This window comes from Methylobacterium sp. BTF04 (genome assembly GCF_010692745.1).
GTDB lineage: Bacteria > Pseudomonadota > Alphaproteobacteria > Rhizobiales > Beijerinckiaceae > Methylobacterium.
The window spans coordinates 1-20,044 of record NZ_JAAHTB010000050.1; the positions used below are offsets into that span (position 1 = coordinate 1).

General features: G+C 66.7%; 19 protein-coding genes, 1 other RNA gene and 1 pseudogene. 11 read left to right on the forward strand and 10 right to left on the reverse strand.

Translation table 11 applies throughout. The annotated features are described in order from the left end of the window. Window positions 1-424: 424 nt before the first annotated feature. From rpmI to G3T14_RS20310, 7 genes are all read left to right on the forward strand, one after another. Window positions 425-628: a 50S ribosomal protein L35 gene (gene rpmI / locus G3T14_RS20280; protein ID WP_018044555.1), complete on the forward strand. Its 204-nt coding sequence runs from the start codon at window positions 425-427 to the stop codon at window positions 626-628. A 48-nt stretch (window positions 629-676) separates the two neighbouring features. After that, complete coding sequence (gene rplT, locus G3T14_RS20285; protein ID WP_163644354.1) at window positions 677-1,048, forward strand: 50S ribosomal protein L20; 372 nt, start codon at window positions 677-679, stop codon at window positions 1,046-1,048. 240 nt (window positions 1,049-1,288) lie between these two features. Then, window positions 1,289-2,371: a phenylalanine--tRNA ligase subunit alpha gene (gene pheS / locus G3T14_RS20290; RefSeq protein ID WP_163644355.1), complete on the forward strand. Its 1,083-nt coding sequence runs from the start codon at window positions 1,289-1,291 to the stop codon at window positions 2,369-2,371. Window positions 2,372-2,392: 21 nt separating this feature from the next. Then, window positions 2,393-2,689 carry a hypothetical protein gene (locus tag G3T14_RS20295; RefSeq protein WP_163644356.1) on the forward strand — a complete coding sequence of 99 codons (297 nt, stop codon included), beginning with the start codon at window positions 2,393-2,395 and terminating at the stop codon, window positions 2,687-2,689. Beyond that, window positions 2,689-3,171, forward strand: coding sequence for a hypothetical protein (locus G3T14_RS20300; RefSeq protein WP_163644357.1), 483 nt, complete (start codon window positions 2,689-2,691; stop codon window positions 3,169-3,171). Before G3T14_RS20295 ends, G3T14_RS20300 begins: the two co-directional genes overlap by 1 nt. A 17-nt stretch (window positions 3,172-3,188) precedes the next feature. Then, window positions 3,189-5,612 (forward strand): phenylalanine--tRNA ligase subunit beta, encoded by a 2,424-nt coding sequence (gene pheT, locus G3T14_RS20305; RefSeq protein ID WP_163644358.1) that lies wholly within the window; start codon window positions 3,189-3,191, stop codon window positions 5,610-5,612. Between the two features lie 26 nt (window positions 5,613-5,638). Continuing rightward, the gene (locus G3T14_RS20310; RefSeq protein WP_163644371.1) at window positions 5,639-6,475 is read left to right on the forward strand and encodes a DUF1186 domain-containing protein; all 837 of its coding nucleotides are present in this window, start codon (window positions 5,639-5,641) and stop codon (window positions 6,473-6,475) included. Between the two features lie 3 nt (window positions 6,476-6,478). Here the strand turns inward: G3T14_RS20310 and moeB are convergent, their stop codons facing one another. Then, window positions 6,479-7,255 carry a molybdopterin-synthase adenylyltransferase MoeB gene (gene moeB / locus G3T14_RS20315; protein WP_163644359.1) on the reverse strand — a complete coding sequence of 259 codons (777 nt, stop codon included), beginning with the start codon at window positions 7,253-7,255 and terminating at the stop codon, window positions 6,479-6,481. Between the two features lie 105 nt (window positions 7,256-7,360). On the opposite strand from moeB, the gene dapE reads away from it, so the two are divergent. Continuing rightward, a complete protein-coding gene (dapE, locus tag G3T14_RS20320) occupies window positions 7,361-8,569 on the forward strand; it encodes a succinyl-diaminopimelate desuccinylase (protein WP_348645314.1) in 1,209 nt (402 codons plus the stop codon). Here dapE and G3T14_RS20325 read toward each other — a convergent pair. From G3T14_RS20325 to recR, 5 genes are all read right to left on the reverse strand, one after another. Next, complete coding sequence (locus tag G3T14_RS20325) at window positions 8,566-9,942, reverse strand: hypothetical protein (RefSeq protein WP_163644361.1); 1,377 nt, start codon at window positions 9,940-9,942, stop codon at window positions 8,566-8,568. The genes dapE and G3T14_RS20325 overlap by 4 nt on opposite strands. An 86-nt stretch (window positions 9,943-10,028) precedes the next feature. Next, the gene (gene truA / locus G3T14_RS20330) at window positions 10,029-10,808 is read right to left on the reverse strand and encodes a tRNA pseudouridine(38-40) synthase TruA (protein ID WP_163644362.1); all 780 of its coding nucleotides are present in this window, start codon (window positions 10,806-10,808) and stop codon (window positions 10,029-10,031) included. Then, the gene (gene fmt / locus G3T14_RS20335; protein WP_163644363.1) at window positions 10,808-11,740 is read right to left on the reverse strand and encodes a methionyl-tRNA formyltransferase; all 933 of its coding nucleotides are present in this window, start codon (window positions 11,738-11,740) and stop codon (window positions 10,808-10,810) included. Before fmt ends, truA begins: the two co-directional genes overlap by 1 nt. 23 nt (window positions 11,741-11,763) lie before the next feature. After that, a complete protein-coding gene (gene def, locus G3T14_RS20340; protein ID WP_163644364.1) occupies window positions 11,764-12,279 on the reverse strand; it encodes a peptide deformylase in 516 nt (171 codons plus the stop codon). Between the two features lie 111 nt (window positions 12,280-12,390). Continuing rightward, complete coding sequence (gene recR / locus G3T14_RS20345; RefSeq protein WP_163644365.1) at window positions 12,391-12,996, reverse strand: recombination mediator RecR; 606 nt, start codon at window positions 12,994-12,996, stop codon at window positions 12,391-12,393. Window positions 12,997-13,386: 390 nt separating this feature from the next. On the opposite strand from recR, the gene G3T14_RS20350 reads away from it, so the two are divergent. Next, window positions 13,387-15,003 carry a phosphoenolpyruvate carboxykinase gene (locus tag G3T14_RS20350; protein ID WP_163644366.1) on the forward strand — a complete coding sequence of 539 codons (1,617 nt, stop codon included), beginning with the start codon at window positions 13,387-13,389 and terminating at the stop codon, window positions 15,001-15,003. A gap of 47 nt (window positions 15,004-15,050) precedes the next feature. Here the strand turns inward: G3T14_RS20350 and G3T14_RS20355 are convergent, their stop codons facing one another. From G3T14_RS20355 to G3T14_RS20370, 4 genes are all read right to left on the reverse strand, one after another. Then, a complete protein-coding gene (locus G3T14_RS20355) occupies window positions 15,051-15,371 on the reverse strand; it encodes a YbaB/EbfC family nucleoid-associated protein (protein WP_163644367.1) in 321 nt (106 codons plus the stop codon). Between the two features lie 69 nt (window positions 15,372-15,440). Beyond that, window positions 15,441-17,375, reverse strand: coding sequence for a DNA polymerase III subunit gamma/tau (locus tag G3T14_RS20360; protein ID WP_163644368.1), 1,935 nt, complete (start codon window positions 17,373-17,375; stop codon window positions 15,441-15,443). A gap of 70 nt (window positions 17,376-17,445) precedes the next feature. Then, window positions 17,446-17,542, reverse strand: an RNA gene (gene ffs / locus G3T14_RS20365) — signal recognition particle sRNA small type. A 54-nt stretch (window positions 17,543-17,596) separates the two neighbouring features. Continuing rightward, a complete protein-coding gene (locus tag G3T14_RS20370; RefSeq protein WP_163644369.1) occupies window positions 17,597-17,860 on the reverse strand; it encodes a PepSY domain-containing protein in 264 nt (87 codons plus the stop codon). 159 nt (window positions 17,861-18,019) lie between these two features. Here G3T14_RS20370 and G3T14_RS20375 point away from each other — a divergent pair. Next, window positions 18,020-18,661: pseudogene (locus tag G3T14_RS20375) on the forward strand (magnesium chelatase domain-containing protein); the annotation flags it as partial. 1,007 nt (window positions 18,662-19,668) lie between these two features. Further along, the gene (locus G3T14_RS20380) at window positions 19,669-19,908 is read left to right on the forward strand and encodes a hypothetical protein (RefSeq protein WP_163644370.1); all 240 of its coding nucleotides are present in this window, start codon (window positions 19,669-19,671) and stop codon (window positions 19,906-19,908) included. Window positions 19,909-20,044 lie beyond the last annotated feature (136 nt).

Consider the following 20,044-nt stretch of genomic DNA (forward strand, 5'->3'; position numbering starts at 1 on the left):
CCGCGACCTCCGGCGTGACAGGCCGGCACTCTAACCAACTGAGCTACGCCCGCATGACGTCCCGCCCCGTTTCCGGCGGTGTCGGGGGTCTAGTTTCCGCACCTCACGCTGTCAAGCAATCCTCTGCCGCATTCTTCGGATAATCGCTGCGTCTTATGCCTGTGGCGCCCCGCCGGATGGGTCGCTTTTACGGGCCGTGCAGCGCTGCGCCCCCGCGATTCCGGTCGGAATCTGGCGAGACGACAGACCTCGGGCTGGGTTCGCCATTGAAGCCGCGTCTCTTTTCTGTCATACGCGCCTCGCGTTGAACCGCCCGGCCGATAGGGCTGCCGTGGCGGTTCGTGCTGCTCCATCAGAAGCATCAACCGAGCGCAGGCCTTCGATCCGTTCCGGATCGGGGTGCATGCGCGTTCAGGAGAGCGAAATGCCCAAGCTGAAAACCAAGTCGGGCGCGAAGAAGCGCTTCAAGATCACCGGCACCGGCAAGGTCATGTATGCCCAGGCCGGCAAGCGCCACGGGATGATCAAGCGGACGACGAAGCAGATCCGCAACCTGCGCGGCACCACCACCCTGTTCGAGGGCGATGCCGCCAACGTGAAGAAGTATTTCCTGCCCAACAGCCGGTAATCCTTCACGGCGCCGATACTGCTTTTTTCGTAATCCAGGAGAGAACCCATGGCCCGCGTCAAACGCGGCGTGACCAGTCACGCGAAGCACAAGAAAGTCCTCAAGGCCGCCCGTGGTTATTACGGTCGCCGCAAGAATACGATCCGGATCGCCAAGCAGGCGGTCGAGAAGGGCATGCAGTATGCCTACCGGGATCGTAAGAACAAGAAGCGCACGTTCCGCGCCCTCTGGATCCAGCGCCTCAACGCTGCCGTCCGTGAGCACGGCATCACTTATTCGCGCTTCATCGACGGTCTGACGAAGTCGGGCATTGAGGTGGACCGCAAGTCCCTGTCGGACCTCGCCATCCACGAGCCCGCCAGCTTCGCCGCTGTGGTCGAGCTGGCCAAGGCCGCTCTGCCGGCCGCCAAGGCAGCCTGAGGCTTCCCAAACTCCACGACGTTCGTCGAGGTGAAAGGCGCGGCCCCGTTCGGGTGCCGCGCCTTCTCTGTTTCGGCGATCGTCGCCTCCCTTTTTGGGCGATCGCAGGGTTTTCTTTCGGAGCTCACAGGGGTTTCGCTTCGCGCGTGCTTGCCTTGTGGCGTCCGAACCGCAAAACCCTCGCCACGCCGTGTCCGACTTCTCCAGGGTCGGTCGAACCGCAGCCGGTGAGTTGAACCGATGTCCGATCTCGACACCCTCGAAGGCGACCTGCTGCGGCAGGTCTCGGAGACCTCGGACGAGGCCTCCCTCGATGCCGTCCGCGTGGCCGCGCTCGGCAAAAAGGGCAGCGTGTCCGAATTGCTGAAAACCCTCGGTGCCATGACGCCCGAGGCGCGCAAGGAGCGTGGCCCGCTCATCAACGGATTACGCGACCGCGTTCAGGGCGCCATCGGCACCCGGCGCGAGGCGCTGGCCGAGGCCGCGCTCACCGCACGGCTTTCCGCCGAGCGGATCGACGTGACGCTTCCCGTCCGGGACGCGCCCGAAGCGCGCGGGCGTATCCACCCGATCAGTCAGGTGCTGGACGAGATCACCGCGATCTTCGCCGATATGGGTTTCGCGGTGGCCGAGGGGCCCGATATCGAGACTGACGATTACAATTTCACGGCCTTGAACTTCCCGCCCGGTCATCCGGCGCGCGAGATGCACGACACCTTCTTCCTGGCCCCCGATCGCAATGGTCAGCGCAAGGTGCTCCGCACCCACACCTCGCCGGTCCAGATCCGCACCATGCGCTCCCAGGAGCCGCCGATCCGCGTGATTTGTCCCGGGCGGACCTATCGCCACGATTCAGACCAGACCCACACGCCGATGTTCCATCAGGTCGAAGGCCTGGTGATCGACAAGGCGGCCAACATCGCCAACCTCAAATGGGTGCTGGAGGAGTTCTGCCGGACCTTCTTCGAGGTCGATGCGGTGAAGATGCGCTTCCGGCCCTCGTTCTTCCCCTTCACCGAACCCTCGGCCGAGGTCGATATCCAGTGTTCGCGAAAAGGCGGCGAAATCCGCTTCGGCGAGGGCACCGACTGGCTCGAGATCCTCGGCTGCGGCATGGTCCATCCGAACGTCCTGCGGAATTGCGGCCTCGACCCCGACAGCGTCCAGGGCTTCGCCTTCGGCATGGGAATCGACCGGATCGCCATGCTCAAATACGGCATGCCGGACCTGCGCCCGTTCTTCGAGGCGGATGTGCGCTGGTTGGAGCATTACGGCTTCCGGCCGCTAGATATTCCGAGCCTGGTTGCCGGGCTGACGGCGTAGATTTCCGAGGAGGCGGGAACGATGACCGCGACGGATATTGAGGCAATCGTGCAGGAGGCGTTGAGTGAAACGCTCGGCCCCTTCGGCTTCGACCGCGCGGACGTGCGCCCGTATGTCGATCATGCCGGTGACGATGCGCTATCCATCGTCGCCCATTTCAAGCCTTCGGCGGCGCCGATCGCGGAGCGACCATCCGCGCGGGCAATGGGAGCGTTGCGGAAGCGACTGCTCGATGACGGTGAAGAGCGCTTTCCCTATCTGAGCTTCTTTTTTCCCGATGAGCAGAGTTCTCCCGACGATGCGACGACGGCCAGTTGATGCCGAAACTCGGTAATCCGCTCGTCTACAATCTCCTCGACGTTGCAGACGGTCTGGCGTCGCTGCCTGGAACAAGAAACGTCCGGAAGGCTGCGATGCGCCGTGCGGTCAGCACGGCATATTATGCCGTCTTTCACGCGCTCTGTTATGTCTGCACCGATGAACTTGTCGGATGGACAAAGACTGGGACGCACGATCCGATCTATCGATCCGTCGATCACGGATCGGCAAAGAGTCGCCTGGCGGGTAAGCATGCGGCGCGGATCGGGACCGTGATACTGGATATCGGCGCTGCCGTAGCCAAGCTTCAGGACGATCGGCACTCTGCCGATTATGCGCCACCCGCGCTCACCGTCAGTCTGGAAGCGACGCTTGTGATTATCGCGTTGGCCAAGGAGACGGTTGCGCTGATCGAGGGGCTCGATAAGCCCCAGCGCTTGGAACTCGCGATTCTCCTGATCGCCAAACCTCGACAAGCCTGAGCTGAAGAATCGAACCCATGAAATTCACTCTCTCCTGGCTCAAGGAACACCTCGACGCCGAGGCTTCCCTCGATACGATCAGCGAGACGCTGACGCGGATCGGGCTCGAAGTCGAAGGCATCGAGGACAAGGCGCAGAGCCTGCAGGCCTATGTGGTCGCTCATGTGCTCACCGCCGAGCAGCACCCCAATGCCGACCGTCTGCGCGTGTGCACGGTGGATGCCGGCGACGGCCAGCCGCTGCAGGTGGTGTGCGGCGCGCCCAACGCGCGGGCTGGCATGAAGACGGTGTTCGCGCCCCCCGGTACCTACGTGCCGGGCAAGGACATCACCCTTTCGGTGGGCAACATCCGCGGCGTCGAGAGCCGGGGCATGTTGTGCTCCGGCGCCGAACTCGGCCTCGGCGACGACCATGACGGCATCCTCGACCTTCCGGCCGACGCACCGACGGGGCAGCCCTACGCCACCTACGCAAAGCTCGACGACCCGGTCATCGAGATCAACCTGACGCCCAACCGCGCCGATTGCACCTCGATCCACGGCATCGCCCGCGATCTCGCGGCGACGGGCCTCGGCAGCCTCAAGCACGCGCCCCAGCCGCCGATCCGGGGCACGGGACCGTGCCCGGTGCCGGTGACCCTCGCCTTCGAGGAACTCGATCGCGGCCTGTGCCCCTACTTCACCCTGCGGCTGGTGCGTGGCGTGAAAAACGGCCCCTCGCCGGATTGGATGCAGACGCGCTTGCGCGCCATCGGCTTGCGCCCGATCAACGCCCTCGTCGACATCACCAACTATCTCACCTTCGATCGCGGGCGGCCGCTGCACGTCTTCGATGCGGCCAAGGTGGCGGGCGGCCTCACGGTGCGTCGCGCCCGCGACGGCGAAGACCTGAAGGCGCTCGACGGCAAGTCCTATACGCTCACCAGCGATACGGTCGTCATCGCCGACGATCGCGGCCCCGAATCCATCGCCGGCATCATCGGCGGCGAGGCCTCCGGTTGCGATGCCGGCACCACCGACGTGCTGATCGAATCGGCCCTGTGGGACCCGATGAACATCGCCCAGAGCGGGCGCCGCCTCGGGATCATCACCGACGCGCGCTATCGTTTCGAACGCGGCGTCGATCCGGCCTTCACCCTGCCGGGTCTCGATCTCGCCACCCGCCTCGTCCTCGAGATTTGCGGTGGTACCGCCTCCGAGGCCACCATCGCCGGCGAGCCGCCCGAGACCGAGCGGATCATCCATTTTCCCTGGACCGAGACCCGGCGCCTGGCCGGTATCGAGCTGTCGCGCGCCGAGATGAGGGTGACGCTGGAAGCGCTCGGCTTCCACGTCGCCGGCACCGGCGACCGCGTGAAGGTGCTGACCCCGTCCTGGCGCGCCGACGTCGAAGGCAAGGCCGATCTCGTCGAGGAGATCATCCGCATCGCCGGCCTCGACAGGATCGAGCCCAAGCCCCTGCCGCGCATCGAGTCGGTGGTCGGCAAGCCGGTCCTCACCGTGATCCAGAAGCGCACACGCCTCGCCAAGCGCGCCCTGGCCAGCCGCGGCCTCGTCGAGGCGGTGACATGGTCGTTCATTCCCCATGACGACGCGGTCCTGTTCGGCGGCGGCTCCGCCGATCTCACGCTCGCCAACCCCATCGCCGCAGACCTCTCGGACATGCGTCCGAGCCTCGTGCCGGGCCTGCTGCGCGCCGCGCAGCGCAACGCCGACCGCGGCAGCGCCGACGTCGCCCTGTTCGAGGTCGGCCAGTGCTTCGCCAGCGACCAGCCCGAGGGCCAGAGCATCCGCGCCACGGCGATCCGCCGCGGGACAGCCGGTCATGCCGGCGGCGGCCGACACTGGGACGGGACGGCCGGTGCCGTCGACGCCTTCACTGCCAAGGCCGACGCGATGGCTCTCGTCGCGGCCTTCGGCATCCCCACCGGCGGTTTGCAGGTGGTGGCCGGCGGGCCGGATTGGCTCCATCCCGGCCGCTCCGGGACGCTGCAGTTCGGGCCCAAGAATCCGGTGGGGTATTTCGGCGAAATCCACCCCCGGGTGATGAAGGCCCTCGACCTCAAGGGCCAGATCGTCGCCTTCGAGATCACCCTCGATGCGGTGCCGCTGCCGAAATACCGGCCGACCAAGGTCAAGCCGGCGCTGGCCCTGTCCGACTTCCAGCCGATCTCGCGCGACTTCGCCTTCGTGGTCGGGCGCGACGTGGCGGCGGGCGACGTGGTGAAGGCGGCTCACGGCGCCGAGCGCAAGTTGATCTCTGGGATCGACGTGTTCGACCTCTACGAGGGTGTCGGCATTCCCGAAGGCGCGAAGTCGGTGGCGATCGCGGTGCGGCTGCAGCCGGTGGAGCGGACCCTGACCGATGTCGAGATCGAGGCGATCACCGCCAAGATCGTCGCCGAGGTGACGCGCAAGACCGGCGCGACGCTTCGGTCCTGATCGCAAACCGGAGGACAGGCTTCATGATCGATCGCGACCTCGTCGACGCCCTTTCGGCGGCCAAACACCTACCGGTCGCCGAACTTCGGCGGGCTCTCAGCGCGCCGGAGTCGATCGCCGACGAGGTTCTGCGCGTGCTCCAGGGGCCCGCTGCGGGCGAGGAGATGCCGGAGGCCGATGCCGACCTGCTGTTCTGGGGCATCCACGTGCTGGCCGCGGCCCGCGACACGCGCATGTTCGCTCCCCTGGTGCGGTTGCTGCATCAGGACGGCGAGACACTCGATAGCCTGCTGGGCGACGCGGTCACCACGACGCTTTCCAAGATCCTGATCAGCACCTTCGACGGGGACGTGGCACCGCTACACGGGCTCATCCTCGACACCACGCTCGACGACATGGTCCGCAACGTCGGGTTCGCCGCCCTGACGTTTCTGACGCAGACCGGCCGCGTCGATCGCACCCAGACCCACGACCTCCTGATCCGCTTCGACGACAAGCGCGCCGCCGTGGAGGGCGATGTCGGTTGGGTCGGCTGGGAGGAGACCATCGCGCTGCTGGGCTTTCGCGATCTCGCTCCGCGCGCGGCGGCGGCTCGCAAGGACGGGCGGCTCGATGACGAGTTCAGTGATGCGGCCTGGTTCCGGACCACCCTGCGGCAGGCCGAGGCGAAGCCCGACGACCTGACACGCTTCGAACCGAGTCAATACGGCACCCTCGACGATCCCGTCGCGGAACTCGCCTGGACGGCGGAGGATGCGGGCCAGCCCGTGCGCAATCCGTTCAAGGATGTCGGCCGCAACGATCCGTGCCCGTGCGGCAGCGGCAAGAAGTTCAAGAAATGCTGTCTCGATACGGTGGTGTGAGGCCTACGCGTCGGTACCGTTCAGCGGGTTCGCCGCGTCCCAACCGTAGCTCAGGGTCTCGAAGCGCATGGCACGCGCGTCGACCATGAGCAGGCGTCCGACCAGCGATTCGCCGAAGCCGGTGATCTCGCGGATCACCTCCATCGCCATCAGCGAGCCCATCACGCCCGCGAGCGCACCGAGCACCCCGGCCTCGGCGCAGGGCGGTACGCTGCCCGGCGGCGGCGGGCTCGGAAACAGGCAGCGATAGGTCGGATTCGGGCGCCCAGCGGCATCCGTCTCGTGCGCCCGGATGGTGGTGAGCGAGCCGTCGAACTGGCCCAGAGCCGCGGTCACCAACGGACGCCCGGCGCGAAAACAGGCGTCGGACACGGCGTAGCGCGTCGCGAAATTGTCGGAGCCGTCGGCGACGACGTCGTAATCCGCGATCAGGGCCACTGCGTTCTCGGGCGTCAGCCGAAAGGCATGGGCCGCGATGGTGACGTGCGGGTTGAGGCGGGTCACGGCGTCCGCGGCGCTCTCCACCTTCGGGCGGCCGATATCCGGTGTCCCGTGGATCACCTGTCGCTGCAGGTTCGACAACGAGACCGTGTCGTCGTCGGCGATCCCGATGGTGCCGATCCCGGCCGCTGCCAGATACTGGATCAGCGGAGCCCCGAGACCGCCGGCCCCGACCACGAGGATGCGCGCCGCCTTGAGGCGCGCCTGGCCCGGCCCGCCGACCTCGCGCAGGACGAGGTGGCGGGCGTAGCGTTCGACTTCTTGCGATGACAGGGCCATGACCGGCAGATAACCCTCGGACGGGCCGGCCGAAAGCCCCACGATTTGCGCGCATCCCGGCCCGCGCCTATGGCCGTGCCGGAAATCCCGACGAGACCGTACCCCGTGCACGATTCCCCCGAAGGCCAATCCGGCGATCGCTCGCCCGTCGCCCTGGCGCAGGCGCTGATCCGCTGTCCCTCCGTCACCCCGGAGGAGGGCGGCGCGCTGCAGTGGCTCGGCGGCGTCTTGGCGGCGGCCGGCTTCACCGTGCACCGGCCGCGCTTCTCGGAGCCGGGTACGCCCGACATCGACAACCTCTACGCCCGGATCGGCACGGGCACGCCGTATCTGCTGTTTGCCGGCCATACCGACGTGGTGCCGGTGGGCGACGCGGCCGCGTGGCGCCATGGGCCGTTCGCCGGCACCATCGCGGACGGGATGCTCTACGGACGCGGTGCCGTCGACATGAAAGGCGGCATCGCCTGCATGCTCGCCGCCGCCCTCGACTATCTCGACACGGTGGGACCGGCGTTTTCCGGCTCCATCGGCTTCCTCATCACCGGAGACGAGGAGGGGCCGGCGATCAACGGTACGGTCAAGCTCCTCGACTGGGCGCGGGCGCGGGGCGAGCGCTTCGACCATTGCCTGCTCGGCGAGCCGACCAACCCCGACGCCCTCGGCGACATGATCAAGATCGGCCGGCGCGGCTCGCTCACCGGAAACCTCACGGTGCATGGCCGCCAGGGCCACGTCGCCTATCCGCATCGGGCCGAGAACCCGATTCCCGGCATCCTGCGACTGGCATCGGCCCTGCTCGAAGCGCCCCTCGATGGCGGCACCCGGCATTTCGACGCCTCGAACCTCGAATTCACCACGCTGGACGTCGGCAACCCCGCCACCAACGTAATCCCCGCCGATGCGCGCGCGACCTTCAACATCCGCTTCAACGAAGGCTGGACGGCACAGACGCTGGGCGAGGAAATCCGCGCGCGCCTGGAGCGCGCCGCCGGCAACGTGGTGCGCTACACCCTCGACCTGCAGCCCTCGAATTCGCCGGCGTTCCTGACCCAGCCCGACGCCTTCACCGATCTCGTCGTCGCCGCCATCGAGACCGAGACCGGGCGGGTGCCGGCCTTGTCGACCACCGGGGGCACCTCGGATGCGCGCTTCATCAAGGATGCGTGCCCGGTGATCGAGTTCGGACTGGTCGGACAGACCATGCACCAGACCGACGAGTGCGTCGCCGTCGCCGATCTCAACCGGCTGACCGCGATCTACACGCGGGTGCTGGCAGCGTACTTCGCTGGGAAATCGGCGCTGGCGAACGGTTAAGCGGCGGCGCGGGCTTGGGGCCTCATCCTCCGGCACAGCCAGCCGCGCCCGGCCCTGTAGCGGCATCGGTACCGATCCCCACTCGACCGGAACCGACGGCTGTTGCGGCCGAGGCGAGCGCCCACGGCGATGTAGATCTGCCGCAGACGCTGGACGTGCGGATCGTCGAGACGCAACTCGATGCTGGCCCGCACCAGCGCAGCACTCGCCTTAAGGTCGGGAACGTCCGTTGGGATCAGCCCCTCGCCCAGAATGACGCGTCCGACTTCGAGGAGAAGCGCCGCGTTGGCGGCGTCGCGCGAGGCGGCCAAGCGCTCCAGGTCGAACAGGGTCCGCACACCGAGCGGCCATAGGCGAATGACCTTGTCGCGTCCGACGGAACAGCAGAGCTGCGCCTGGGCCACCCAATCCATGATCTGATAGACCCCGTACGGCGTCTCGACGAACAGCATCAGCGGGTTGGCGGCAGCGAGATTCTGCGTCGAGTGGATGTGATGATCGTCAAGCCGGACGCGGATATCGCTATCGATGCCGTCGATGATCTCCACCGGCGTGATCTTGAAGGCCTGGAAGACCTCTTCCTCTTCGCGTTTGAAGTTCTTGAGTTTGTCCCGTTGCACGATGTTGCGCAGGACTACCTCCGGCATGATGCCGGCGATGAAGCAGGCCGCGACGACCATTGCCAGCGCGGCCGGAGAATTCAGCCTCGCCTGGTCTGTCACCAGCGCCTTCACCGTCTCGGTTCCGAGCCAGAACAGGCCGACGACGAGGATTGGAGACAACACGGCGCTCAAGAGCATCCGGATCGTCTCGCCGATGAAGCTCCCGGGACTGAGGTCGAAGTTCTTGATCGCGCGGTAGAGGTTGCGCAAGGCCGTGATGTAGCTGCCGGCAAACGCCGCGCACAGTCCGAGAAGCCAGACCATTCCGATACTGTCGGGTGATGGATAGGTGACGCCCGGCCATCGGAACGGCGCCGGATCGGTGTCTCCGGGGACCAGCAGCGAGACTATGAGCGAGAGGGTGTAAAGCGTCGCCAGGCCGGACAGGACGCTGAAGGGCGTGGCGCCGAAGAGCCAGGATAGGGTGGTGTAGTCCTGTTTCCGGCGTCCGGATTCCAAGGCGCCGGCATTCAGGCCCGCATCGGGCGCCGGCCGGCCCTTGGAGCCCACGAAATACTTGTATTTCACGAATTCGAAGGACGGGATCAGCGCCGGGCCGGAGCGGTCGGCGATCTCGAAGACGAGAGCCAGATCGGTGATGACCTCCTGTCTTTGTCGCTTGATCGCCTCTCTGACGGCGATGAAGATCAGTGGTGTCATCACTGCGAACCCAGTCGCGAGGATGATGGCGATCCGGAACGGTATTTCCATGAGGTATGATCTCGCGCTGTCCTCGACGAATTAATCGTTGAGGTTGTGCAATCTGGCGTGATCTTCCCAAAAAATGCAACTTGAAATTAAATACCTTCGGCGGGCTCTCCTGCCGTTGCGTAGTCCACACCCACGAAGGTCAGCCCGCGTGCCGGGGCGAGGGGGCCGCAGCGGCTGCGGTCGCGGCTCGCCAGGATATCGCCGACGTCGGCCGGTGTGAGGCGCCCCGCCCCGGCGAGGACGAGGGTTCCGACCAGCCCTCTCACCTGATGGTGCAGGAACGAGCGCGCCGCCGTCGTCACCACGATCTCGTCGAAATGGCCCATCGGCATGATGGCGACGTCGAGTCGTTCGAGGGTCCGCATCGGGCTCTTGGCCTGGCACTCGGCGGCGCGGAAGGCGGTGAAGTCGTGGTGTCCGAGCAGGGGTTGGGCGGCGGCCTGCATCAGCGCCGCGTCGAGCGGCCAGGGCACCTGCCAGACATGACCGCGGGTGAGCGCCGCGGGGCTGCGCCGGTTGAGGATGCGATAGCGGTAGTGCCGGCGGAATGCCGAATGGCGGGCGTTGAAATCGGGCGCGACGATCTCGGCGCTGAGGATCGCGACCGGCTGCGGATTCAAATGCGCGTTGATCGCGTCGCGGACCACGTCGGTGCGCCACGCCTTGGCGAGATCGAGATGCGCCACCTGATGCGTCGCGTGCACGCCGGTATCGGTTCGCCCGGCGCAGGTGAGTCCGGCGACTTCCCCGGAGAATCTCGTTACCGCCGCCTCGATGGCGCCCTGGACCGAAGGCTGTGAGGTCTGGCGCTGCCAGCCGCGGAACGGAGCGCCGTCGTACTCGATGACGAGCTTGTAGCGGGGCATCAGGTGCTCAGGCGCGATCCGGGCTGCAGGCGCGCCCCCCGCAGAAATTCCGAGCCGCTCGATACGCCGCCCTTGCCGGCACGGCGCAGGGCGCCCAAGCGGATCGCGCCGCTTCCGCAAGCGACAGCGCAGGCTTCGTCGAGGATCAGGCCAGGCGTACCGGAGGCGTCCACCCGTTCCGCCGCCAACACCTTCACGCGCTCGACGCCCTTGCCGAGATCGGCCTCGAAGAACGCGCCGGGGAACGGCGATAGCCCGTTGATGTGGTTGGCGACATCGGCCGCCGGGCGGTTCCAATCGATGCGCGCCTCGTCGTTGGTGATCTTGTGGGCGTAGACGACGCCCTCGGCGGCTTGCGGCGTGAAGCTCAGATCGCCCCGTTCCAGGGCCGCGAGGGCCTTGGACATCAGGTCGGCGCCGAGCGGAATCAGCGCGTCGTGCAACGCACCGGCACTCATGCCGGGAGTGATGGCGAGGCGGGTTTCCATCGCCACCGGACCCGTGTCGAGGCCGGCCTCCATCCGCATCACGCCGACGCCGCTCTGGGCGTCACCCGCCATCACCGCACGCTGGATCGGCGCCGCGCCGCGCCATCGCGGCAGCAGCGAGCCGTGGAGGTTGAGGCAACCATGACGCGGCAGATCGAGGATGGCCTGGGGCAGAAGCATCCCGTAGGCGACCACCACGGCAACATCGGCGCCGTGCCCGCTGAACGTCTCGACGGCCTCCGGCGTCTTCAGGGTCGCGGGCGTCAGCACCGGCGCGCCGAGGTCTTCGGCCATCACCTGCACGGGGGAGGGCTTCAGCGCCATGCCGCGCCCGGCCTTGGCCGGCGCGCGGGTATAGACGGCTGCAATCGTGTGGCCGTCGGCGGCCAGACGCGCCAGCGTCGGCACGGCGAAATCCGGCGTGCCCATGAAGACGACGCGCATCCGATGTGTCCTCGATGAATCGATCAGGCGGCGTCGCGCTTGGCCGCCTTGGCGAACTTCTTCAGCACCCGGTCGCGCTTCAGTTTCGACAGGTGGTCGATGAACAGCACCCCGTCGAGATGGTCGATCTCGTGCTGGATGCAGGTAGAGAGGAGACCGTCCGCCTCGATCTCCTGTTCGGCACCGTCGAGCCCCCGGAAGCGCACCCGCACCCGATCGGGCCGCTCGACCTCGCCGTAATATTCGGGGATCGACAGGCAGCCCTCGTCGTAGATCCGCTTCTCCTCCGATTCCCACACGACTTGCGGGTCGATGAAGATCTGTGGCCGGCGGTCGTCCTCGTCCTTCGACGTATCGATGGTGACGACGCGTTTCGCGACCCCGATCTGGATCGCGGCGAGGCCGACGCCAGGGGCGTCGTACATCGTCTCCAGCATGTCGGCGACGAGGCTATGGATCTCGCCCGTGATGGGACCGACCGGCTCTGAGACCTTGCGCAGGATCGGGTCGGGAATGATGACGAGGGGGCGGATGGTCATGGCGTGCTTCGAACTGGGTCTGATGGAATGGCCACGTGCGGACGGCCCTCGTCCCCGCAGATAGGGGGGCGCCAGAAGCCGGTCAAATGCGGGGTGCCGGGCGGCCCTCGGTCAGAATGGAGTGCGGCTACGGATGGCCGCGGTGAGGGTGCCCTCGTCGAGGTAATCGAGCTCGCCGCCCACCGGTACGCCGTGGGCGAGGCGGGTCACCTTCAGCCCATAGGCCTTCAGGGATTCGGTGACGTAATGGGCCGTGGTCTGCCCATCGACGGTGGCATTGAGCGCCAGGATGATCTCGCGTAAGGCCGGCTCGCCGGCCCTAGTCACGAGGCTGTCGAGGTTGAGATGCTCGGGCCGAACGCCGTCGAGCGCCGAGAGAACGCCGCCGAGCACGTGATAGCGCGCGGTCACCGCGCCCGAGCGTTCCAGAGCCCACAAATCCGAGACGTCCGCGACCACCACGAGGATCGAGGGATCGCGGCTCTCGTCGCGGCAGATGGTGCAGGGCTCGGAAGTATCGACGTTGCCGCAGGTGCGGCACACGACGATGCGCTCGGCCGCGACCCGCATGGCATCGGCCAAAGGCGCGAGCAGCGTTTCGCGCTTCTTGATGAGCTGCAACGCGGCACGCCGGGCTGAGCGGGGGCCGAGGCCCGGCATGCGGGCGAGGAGCTGGATCAGGCGCTCGATCTCGGGACCGGCGACGGCTTGAGGCATGAACAGTCCGTATCGTAGCTGGAAGACGGTGTCGCGTTCGACGACGCGACCGTGCGGAATTCGCGCCGAGAGGGCCGCAGGTCCGCCGGTCGCGAAGGGCATACCCGACAGATAGGGCTCGGCCGCTTCGGTTTCGCCCCCGGACCCGACCGAACCGGGCGGGGTGGCCAAGAATACTGAGTTGGCGTCGAACCCATGGGACCCCACGCGCTCAAATTCTTTTTCCCATTGTCGCAAACGCAATTTGGCGGCAAAATTTCGCCGCTCGCGCTGACACAGTGATTTCGGGGGGTGGCGAACCTGCACGCGGCGGACCTGACCGACCGCGTGGACACCCTATCGGACGAGAGCGGCGCGGCGGTGCGATCAGGTGCCCGAGGAGAGAGACGCGTGACCAATATCGGTGACTTCAACCAAGGGCACGGAGCCGAGACCATCGGCCTGCGCAACCTGAAAGCCGTACACTGGAACCTCGAGGCCCCACGCCTCTACGAGGAATCCTTGCGTCGCGGCGAAGCCGAACTCGCCCGGGGCGGCGCGCTGGTGGCCACCACCGGCAGCCACACCGGACGCTCGCCCAAGGACAAGTTCGTCGTCCGCGACGAGACCACCGAGGATCAGATCTGGTGGGAGAACAACGGCGCCATCACGCGCGCGCAATTCGACACGCTGTTCTCCGATTTCCTAGCCCATGCCGAGGGCCGCGAAGTGTTCGCGCAGGACCTCCATGGTGGCGCCGACCCGTGCCACCGGGTCAAGGCGCGGGTCTTCACCGAACTCGCCTGGCACTCCCTGTTCATCCGCAACCTGCTGATCCGGCCCGAGCGCGAAACGCTGGGTGATTACGTGCCGGAACTGACGATCATCGACCTGCCGAGCTTTCAGGCCGAACCGCACCGGCACGGCTGCCGCTCCAAGACCGTGATCGCCATCGACTTCACCCGGAAGATCGTCCTGATCGGCGGCTCGGCCTATGCCGGAGAGATGAAGAAGTCGGTCTTTACCTACCTCAACTACATGCTGCCCAAGGTCGGGGTGATGCCGATGCATTGCTCGGCCAATGCCGCCCTCGACGAGGCCGGGGATTCGGCCCTGTTCTTCGGCTTGTCCGGCACCGGCAAGACCACGCTGTCCAACGATTCGTCGCGTATGCTGCTCGGGGACGACGAGCACGGCTGGAGCAAGGACGGCATCTTCAACTTTGAGGGTGGTTGCTATGCCAAGACGATCCGCCTCTCGCGCAACGCCGAGCCGGAGATCTACGCCACCACCGAACGCTTCGGCACGGTGATGGAGAACGTCGTGATCGATCCGCTCACCCGCGTGCCGGATTTCGACGATGCGTCGCTCACCGAGAACACCCGCTGCGCCTATCCGCTCGACTTCATCGCCAATGCCAGCATCACCGGCCGGGCGGCCCACCCCAAGAACATCGTCATGCTCACCTGCGACGCGTTCGGGGTGATGCCGCCCATCGCCAGGCTCACCGGGGCGGAGGCGATGTACCATTTCCTCTCCGGCTACACCGCCAAGGTGGCGGGCACCGAGCGCGGCCTGACCGGGCCGGAGGCGACCTTCTCGACCTGCTTCGGCGCCCCGTTCATGCCGCGGCATCCGAGCGTCTACGGCAACCTGCTGCGTGATCTCATCGCCGAACACGCGGTCGATTGCTGGCTGGTCAACACAGGCTGGACCGGTGGCGGCGTCGGGACCGGACGGCGGATGCCGATTCGCGTCACGCGGCGGCTTTTGGCGGCGGCCCTCGACGGGTCGCTGTCCCAGGTCGAGTTCCGGCGCGATCCGTATTTCGGCTTCCATGTGCCGGTCTCGGTGCCGGGGGTCGAACAGCACGTGCTCTCGCCGGTGCAGACCTGGAACAACAAGGTGGCGTTCGCAGAGACGGCGACACGCCTCGTCGGCATGTTCCGCGACAACTTCAAGCGCTTCGAGGCGCATGTGGATGCGGATGTGCGCGCGGCCGAGCCGATTCAGTCGGTCGCGGCCTGAAAGCCGAAGGAGGGAGGCGGCGTCGCGCCGCCTCTTGTCCGAACGCTCTAGAAAAGCTTGAGGCCGGGCGGTAGCGGCAGGCCCTTGGTGAGTTCGCCCATCCGCTCGGCGGCGACCTGTTCGGCCTTGCCACGAGCGTCGTTCATGGCGGCCACGATGAGGTCTTCGAGGATCTCGCGCTCGTCGCCGTTCACCATCGCCGGATCGAGCTGGACGCCCTTGACGAGGCCCTTGGCGGTCATCGTTACGCGCACGGCACCGCCACCCGAGGCCCCCGACACCTCGATCGTGTCGAGTTCGTCCTGCAGGGCGGCCATCTTCTCCTGCATGGCCTGAGCCTGCTTCATCATGCCCATAAGGTCGCGCATCGGAAATCTGCTTTGTCCTGAGCCGTGAACGGGTTCGTCCAGTGATTTGGGGAGGCCGGCGACCCGGCGCTATGCCTCGTCGCCGGGTTCGTCGGTTTCCGCTTCGCCGGTGGGCGCGGCCTCCACAGCCGGCGAGACCTCCGGAGCCTTGTCGCGAACGTCGATGATCTGCGCACCGGGGAAGCGCGCCAGAACCTCGCGGACGAGCGGATGCGAGGCGGCGTTCTGGTGGCGGGTCTCGGTGGTGGCGCGGGCTGCGGCGTCGATGGTCGGCTCGCCGGCCTCCTTGGAGAGGGCGACGATCCAGCGCCGTCCGGTCCAGGTATCGAGCGCACGGGCGAGATCGTTGGCGATGCTCTGGCGTCCGCCCTCGGCGAGTCGGAACTCGATCCGCCCCTCCTCGAAACGAACGAGATGGACCTCGCGTTCGAGCGCCATCTTCAGGCCGATGTCGCGCTTGGTATCGGCCAGGGCCAGCACGTCGGAGAATCGCAGGAGGCGCGGGCCATCCGCCTGGACCTCCGGCATCGGCGGCGGGACGACCGCCAGGGCAGGGCGGGCGCCACCGCCACCGGCTGCCGCCAGGGCGAGGGGCGGGCGCGGTGGCTCGGACGAGAATGTCGGGATCGGCGGCAGCGCCGGCCTGCCCTGGGCCGGGGGTGCAAGAGCTGTCTGGACAGGACTCGTCTGGACAAGACTTGTCTGGGTAATGCTCGCCTGTGCGGGACTCGCCGGAGCCTCTGCCTCCGACGTGATCCTGGCCGGCGTACCGGCGAGAACTTCGCCCTTCATCTGCCGCAGGGCTTCGTCCGGGGTCGGCAGGTCGGCCGCGTAGGCGAGGCGGACCAGGGCCATCTCGGCGGCCGCCAGCGGCCGGGTCGCGGTCTGGACCTCGGGGATCGCCTTCAGCAGGATCTGCCAGGCGCGCGACAGCACCCGTACCGAGAGTTTTCTGGCGAACTCCGCACCGCGCCCGCGCTCGACCTCGCTCAGCGTCGGATCGGCCGCGGCCGCATCCGGTACGAGCTTCAGCCGGGTGACGAGGTGGGTGAAGCTCGCCAGATCCGACAGGATCACCGCCGGATCGGCACCGGCCTCGTACTGGCCGCGCACCTCCGCGAAGGTGGTCGGGATGTCGCCGCGCATCACCGCTTCGAACAGGTCGACGATGCGGCCACGATCGGCGAGGCCGAGCATGTCGCGCACGCTCTGGGCGCTCACAGCGCCGGCGCCGTGGGCGATGGCCTGGTCGAGGAGCGACAGCGCATCGCGCACCGAGCCTTCGGCCGCGCGGGTGATGGCCGCCAGCGCCTCGTCCTCGGCGCTGACGTTCTCGGCCCCGCAGATCCGGGCGAGATGGGCGACGAGGGTGTCGGCTTCCACCCGGCGCAGATCGAACCTCTGGCAGCGCGACAGGATCGTCACCGGCACCTTGCGGATTTCGGTGGTCGCGAAGACGAACTTGGCGTGGGGCGGCGGCTCCTCCAGCGTCTTCAGGAAGGCGTTGAACGCCTTCTCGGACAGCATGTGGACCTCGTCGACGATGTAGACCTTGTAGCGCGCCGAGACCGGCGAATAGCGGATGCCGTCGATGATCCCGCGCACGTCGTCGATGCCGGTATGCGAGGCGGCGTCCATCTCCAGCACGTCCATGTGCCGGGATTCCATGATCGCCTGGCAGTGGCGCCCGAGTTCGGGCATCGCGATGGTGGGGCCGGTATCGGGATAGCCGTCGCGCACGTAATTGAGGCCGCGGGCGAGGATGCGGGCGGTGGTGGTCTTGCCGACCCCGCGCACGCCGGTGAGCATCCATGCCTGCGGGATGCGGTTGGCCGCGAACGCGTTCGCCAGCGTGCGCACCATGGCGCCCTGGCCGATCAGATCGTCGAAATTCTGCGGACGGTATTTTCGGGCGAGCACCCGATACGGGGTCGCGGCCGATGACGGCTCGGGGAAGCCGGGCAGACCCGGTTCATCGCTCGGAGTGCCGGAAGTCGCGTCCATGCCGCCTTAGCGTGGTTAGGATCGGCCCCGGTCGGGGGAAGCCGCCACGCGGGCCTGGAAAATCGACGAAGGTGGGAGGCTGGACAAAGACCCGCTCGGTCTCGTTAGGGCTGCTTCCTTCCGGACCTGACCCGGTTGGCGAGTGAAACGTCCCTCGCCAACCTCCCGATGGCTATATGGCCGGGCCGCGCGGCGGATGCAAGCGCCCCTCGGAACCCCGCCTACTCGGCCTTGCGCTTCACGATGGCGAAGGTCTTCGGGTCGAGCTCGAGGTCGAACTGCTTGCCATTGGCGTCGATGGCATCGTCCACCTCGATCTCGTCGTCCTCGACCTCGATCTTCTTCCACTTGGCGAAGCCTTCCTGCTTGAGGACGGCCTCGATCTTGGTCTGCTCGTCCGGGGTCGGCTTCCGATCGGCGAAGGCCGAACCGGTGAAGGCGAGGCCGAGCGCGATGGCGGCGAGGCTGGTGGTCTTGAACGACATGGGATCTCCCTCGAGGATTTTTATGGGTCGTAGGACGCCGGTCGAACGGGTTCACCGGCCCGAGGGTTCCACCGCGATCGCATCGCCGGGTTCACGCAATGGTTGTGTCTCGCCGGCCCGGTGCCTACGGTCACGCTGTTCCGGAGAGGTCGAGACAGCATGGTCACCCGCGTCGCCACCGTCGCCTTCGAGGGGATCGAAGCGCGGGCCGTCGACGTGCAGGTGCAGATCGCGCCCGGCCTCGTCGCCTTCACGGTGGTCGGCCTTGCCGACAAGGCGGTGGCCGAGTCCCGCGAGCGGGTGCGCTCCGCTCTCATCGCCTCGGGGCTGGCGCTGCCGGCCAAGCGCATCACCGTGAACCTGGCGCCCGCCGATCTCCCCAAGGAAGGCTCGCATTACGACCTGCCGATCGCCCTCGCCGTGATGGGCGCCATCGGCGCGCTGCCGGCCGATGCGCTGGCCGGCTATTGCGTGCTGGGGGAACTCGCCCTCGATGGTACCATCACGGCCGTCTCCGGCGTGCTGCCCGCCGCCATGGCCGCCAATGCGCGCGGCCTCGGCCTGATCTGCCCGGCCGCCACCGGCCCGGAAGCCGCCTGGGCCGGCGAGGACATGGACGTGCTGGCACCCCGCTCGCTGATCCAGCTCGCCAACCACTTCAAGGGCACACAGGTGATGGCGCGGCCGGAGCCCGCCATCGCTGCGCCGGGCGGCCCGTTGCCGGATCTGCGCGACATCAAGGGTCAGGAGGGCGCCAAGCGTGCCCTGGAGATCGCCGCCAGCGGTGGTCACAATCTGCTGCGGTCGTGATACATTAAAGTCGAGGGCTTCCAAAGGAGCGTTGATGCGTTCCTTCGGTCTTTCCGACCCTCACTGCACAGCGTGATTGCTCGACCCACTGCGTAGGACCACCGCAGGTCGCTCTGCTGCTTGTCCGCTAACTCGTGGGGCCTTTCCCGTTACAGGGCGGTACGCCTAGGCCCCCATCGACGAGAGGATGAGCGTTCGGGTTCTTTAAGACGATCGCTTCACTCCGGCGGACCGGACCCCGAGAGGTGGGTATCCGGTGTCCATTGGTCGACCCCCTTCCGGACACATCGGAGGTGACCGGACGGGCGAGTTCAGTCGGTCCGCCGCCGAGCATGGGAACGGCATGACAGTCTATCTAGCTTCACATTGACTCATCAATGGACGCGCGATTGGCATGAGGCCGATCCCACTATTCCATGGTGTGGGCGAACGGTCCGTCCAAGATCCCGACGGGAGACAGGTCTCCGAGAAGCCGGCGCCCGCTCGTCAGGATCTGAATGGTGTCCCGCCGACGGCATTCCCGCCGTGCGGTCTCCTCAAGATCCCGCAACCAAGAAACCAACGCATCGCGATTGCAGTTAGGTTGGAGCAAGGCATCCTCGACGCGGGTCGAGACGCTCCGGTCGAGATCTCGCCAAAAATCCGGCGTCCTAGTCGTATGGTCTGTCATATTTCTACGAACCATTCTCGGTTGTCGGTGCTAACCCGCAACCTAAAAACTTATACGATCAGGTCTATGCCCTATCTAGTTTTTGTAAAATAAACTTCGTGGATTTAAAATAATAAAAACATCTCATCCTATGATCGTATTTGATTGCAGTCTCGCAGCTATACCGGAGGCCGGTGCCTTTTCGAATGCCGGTTCGCCCGATCCGTCAAGATGAAATGGCCCGCAGCGGACGACGTCTCGCGGCCGTCGAGGTCGCGAGACGCTTCACGGCGGCAAGCCGCTCCCTATCCGAAGGGAGCCTCACAGAGCATTCCGGGAGAAGCGGCGGATGGGTCAAGCGCAACGAACCGTGAGCGGCCGGTACCTCGATGACCTCATCGCGCTCCTGGACGAGGAACGGGACACACGGCACCGCGCGCAACGGACCGAACTCGAACTTGCCCTGATCGCCCTCCGGGACAAGGCATCGTCCGGGGGGGCGAGCGAGCGGACCGTGGGCTTGATCCGCGCGGTGCAAGTCATGCTCGCCCTCCATGCGATGCCCGTGGGCTTGGGTGCTCTGCAATAGACCGACCGCAGCTTGGAGAACTAACTAGTGCAGTGACGCGGACGGAGGATTCACTCACTCGGTGAAGCGTGCGAGTCTGGGCAATGGCTCAGACGGTATGCGTACTTCTCGATGCAGCCGACACGACCCGGCTCAC

What these genes read in the sequence shown, in the direction of transcription:
- truA (WP_163644362.1), bottom strand. Translation starts at nt 10,808, where the DNA reads ATGCCCCGCTACAAGCTCGTCATCGAGTACGACGGCGCTCCGTTCCGC.
- G3T14_RS20360 (WP_163644368.1), bottom strand. Translation starts at nt 17,375, where the DNA reads ATGGACGCGACTTCCGGCACTCCGAGCGATGAACCGGGTCTGCCCGGC.
- recR (WP_163644365.1), bottom strand. Translation starts at nt 12,996, where the DNA reads ATGCCTCAAGCCGTCGCCGGTCCCGAGATCGAGCGCCTGATCCAGCTC.
- G3T14_RS20380 (WP_163644370.1), top strand. Translation starts at nt 19,669, where the DNA reads ATGGGTCAAGCGCAACGAACCGTGAGCGGCCGGTACCTCGATGACCTC.
- pheS (WP_163644355.1), top strand. Translation starts at nt 1,289, where the DNA reads ATGTCCGATCTCGACACCCTCGAAGGCGACCTGCTGCGGCAGGTCTCG.
- G3T14_RS20295 (WP_163644356.1), top strand. Translation starts at nt 2,393, where the DNA reads ATGACCGCGACGGATATTGAGGCAATCGTGCAGGAGGCGTTGAGTGAA.
- G3T14_RS20370 (WP_163644369.1), bottom strand. Translation starts at nt 17,860, where the DNA reads ATGTCGTTCAAGACCACCAGCCTCGCCGCCATCGCGCTCGGCCTCGCC.
- def (WP_163644364.1), bottom strand. Translation starts at nt 12,279, where the DNA reads ATGACCATCCGCCCCCTCGTCATCATTCCCGACCCGATCCTGCGCAAG.
- G3T14_RS20325 (WP_163644361.1), bottom strand. Translation starts at nt 9,942, where the DNA reads ATGGAAATACCGTTCCGGATCGCCATCATCCTCGCGACTGGGTTCGCA.
- G3T14_RS20355 (WP_163644367.1), bottom strand. Translation starts at nt 15,371, where the DNA reads ATGCGCGACCTTATGGGCATGATGAAGCAGGCTCAGGCCATGCAGGAG.
- moeB (WP_163644359.1), bottom strand. Translation starts at nt 7,255, where the DNA reads ATGGCCCTGTCATCGCAAGAAGTCGAACGCTACGCCCGCCACCTCGTC.
- G3T14_RS20300 (WP_163644357.1), top strand. Translation starts at nt 2,689, where the DNA reads ATGCCGAAACTCGGTAATCCGCTCGTCTACAATCTCCTCGACGTTGCA.
- rpmI (WP_018044555.1), top strand. Translation starts at nt 425, where the DNA reads ATGCCCAAGCTGAAAACCAAGTCGGGCGCGAAGAAGCGCTTCAAGATC.
- pheT (WP_163644358.1), top strand. Translation starts at nt 3,189, where the DNA reads ATGAAATTCACTCTCTCCTGGCTCAAGGAACACCTCGACGCCGAGGCT.
- rplT (WP_163644354.1), top strand. Translation starts at nt 677, where the DNA reads ATGGCCCGCGTCAAACGCGGCGTGACCAGTCACGCGAAGCACAAGAAA.
- fmt (WP_163644363.1), bottom strand. Translation starts at nt 11,740, where the DNA reads ATGCGCGTCGTCTTCATGGGCACGCCGGATTTCGCCGTGCCGACGCTG.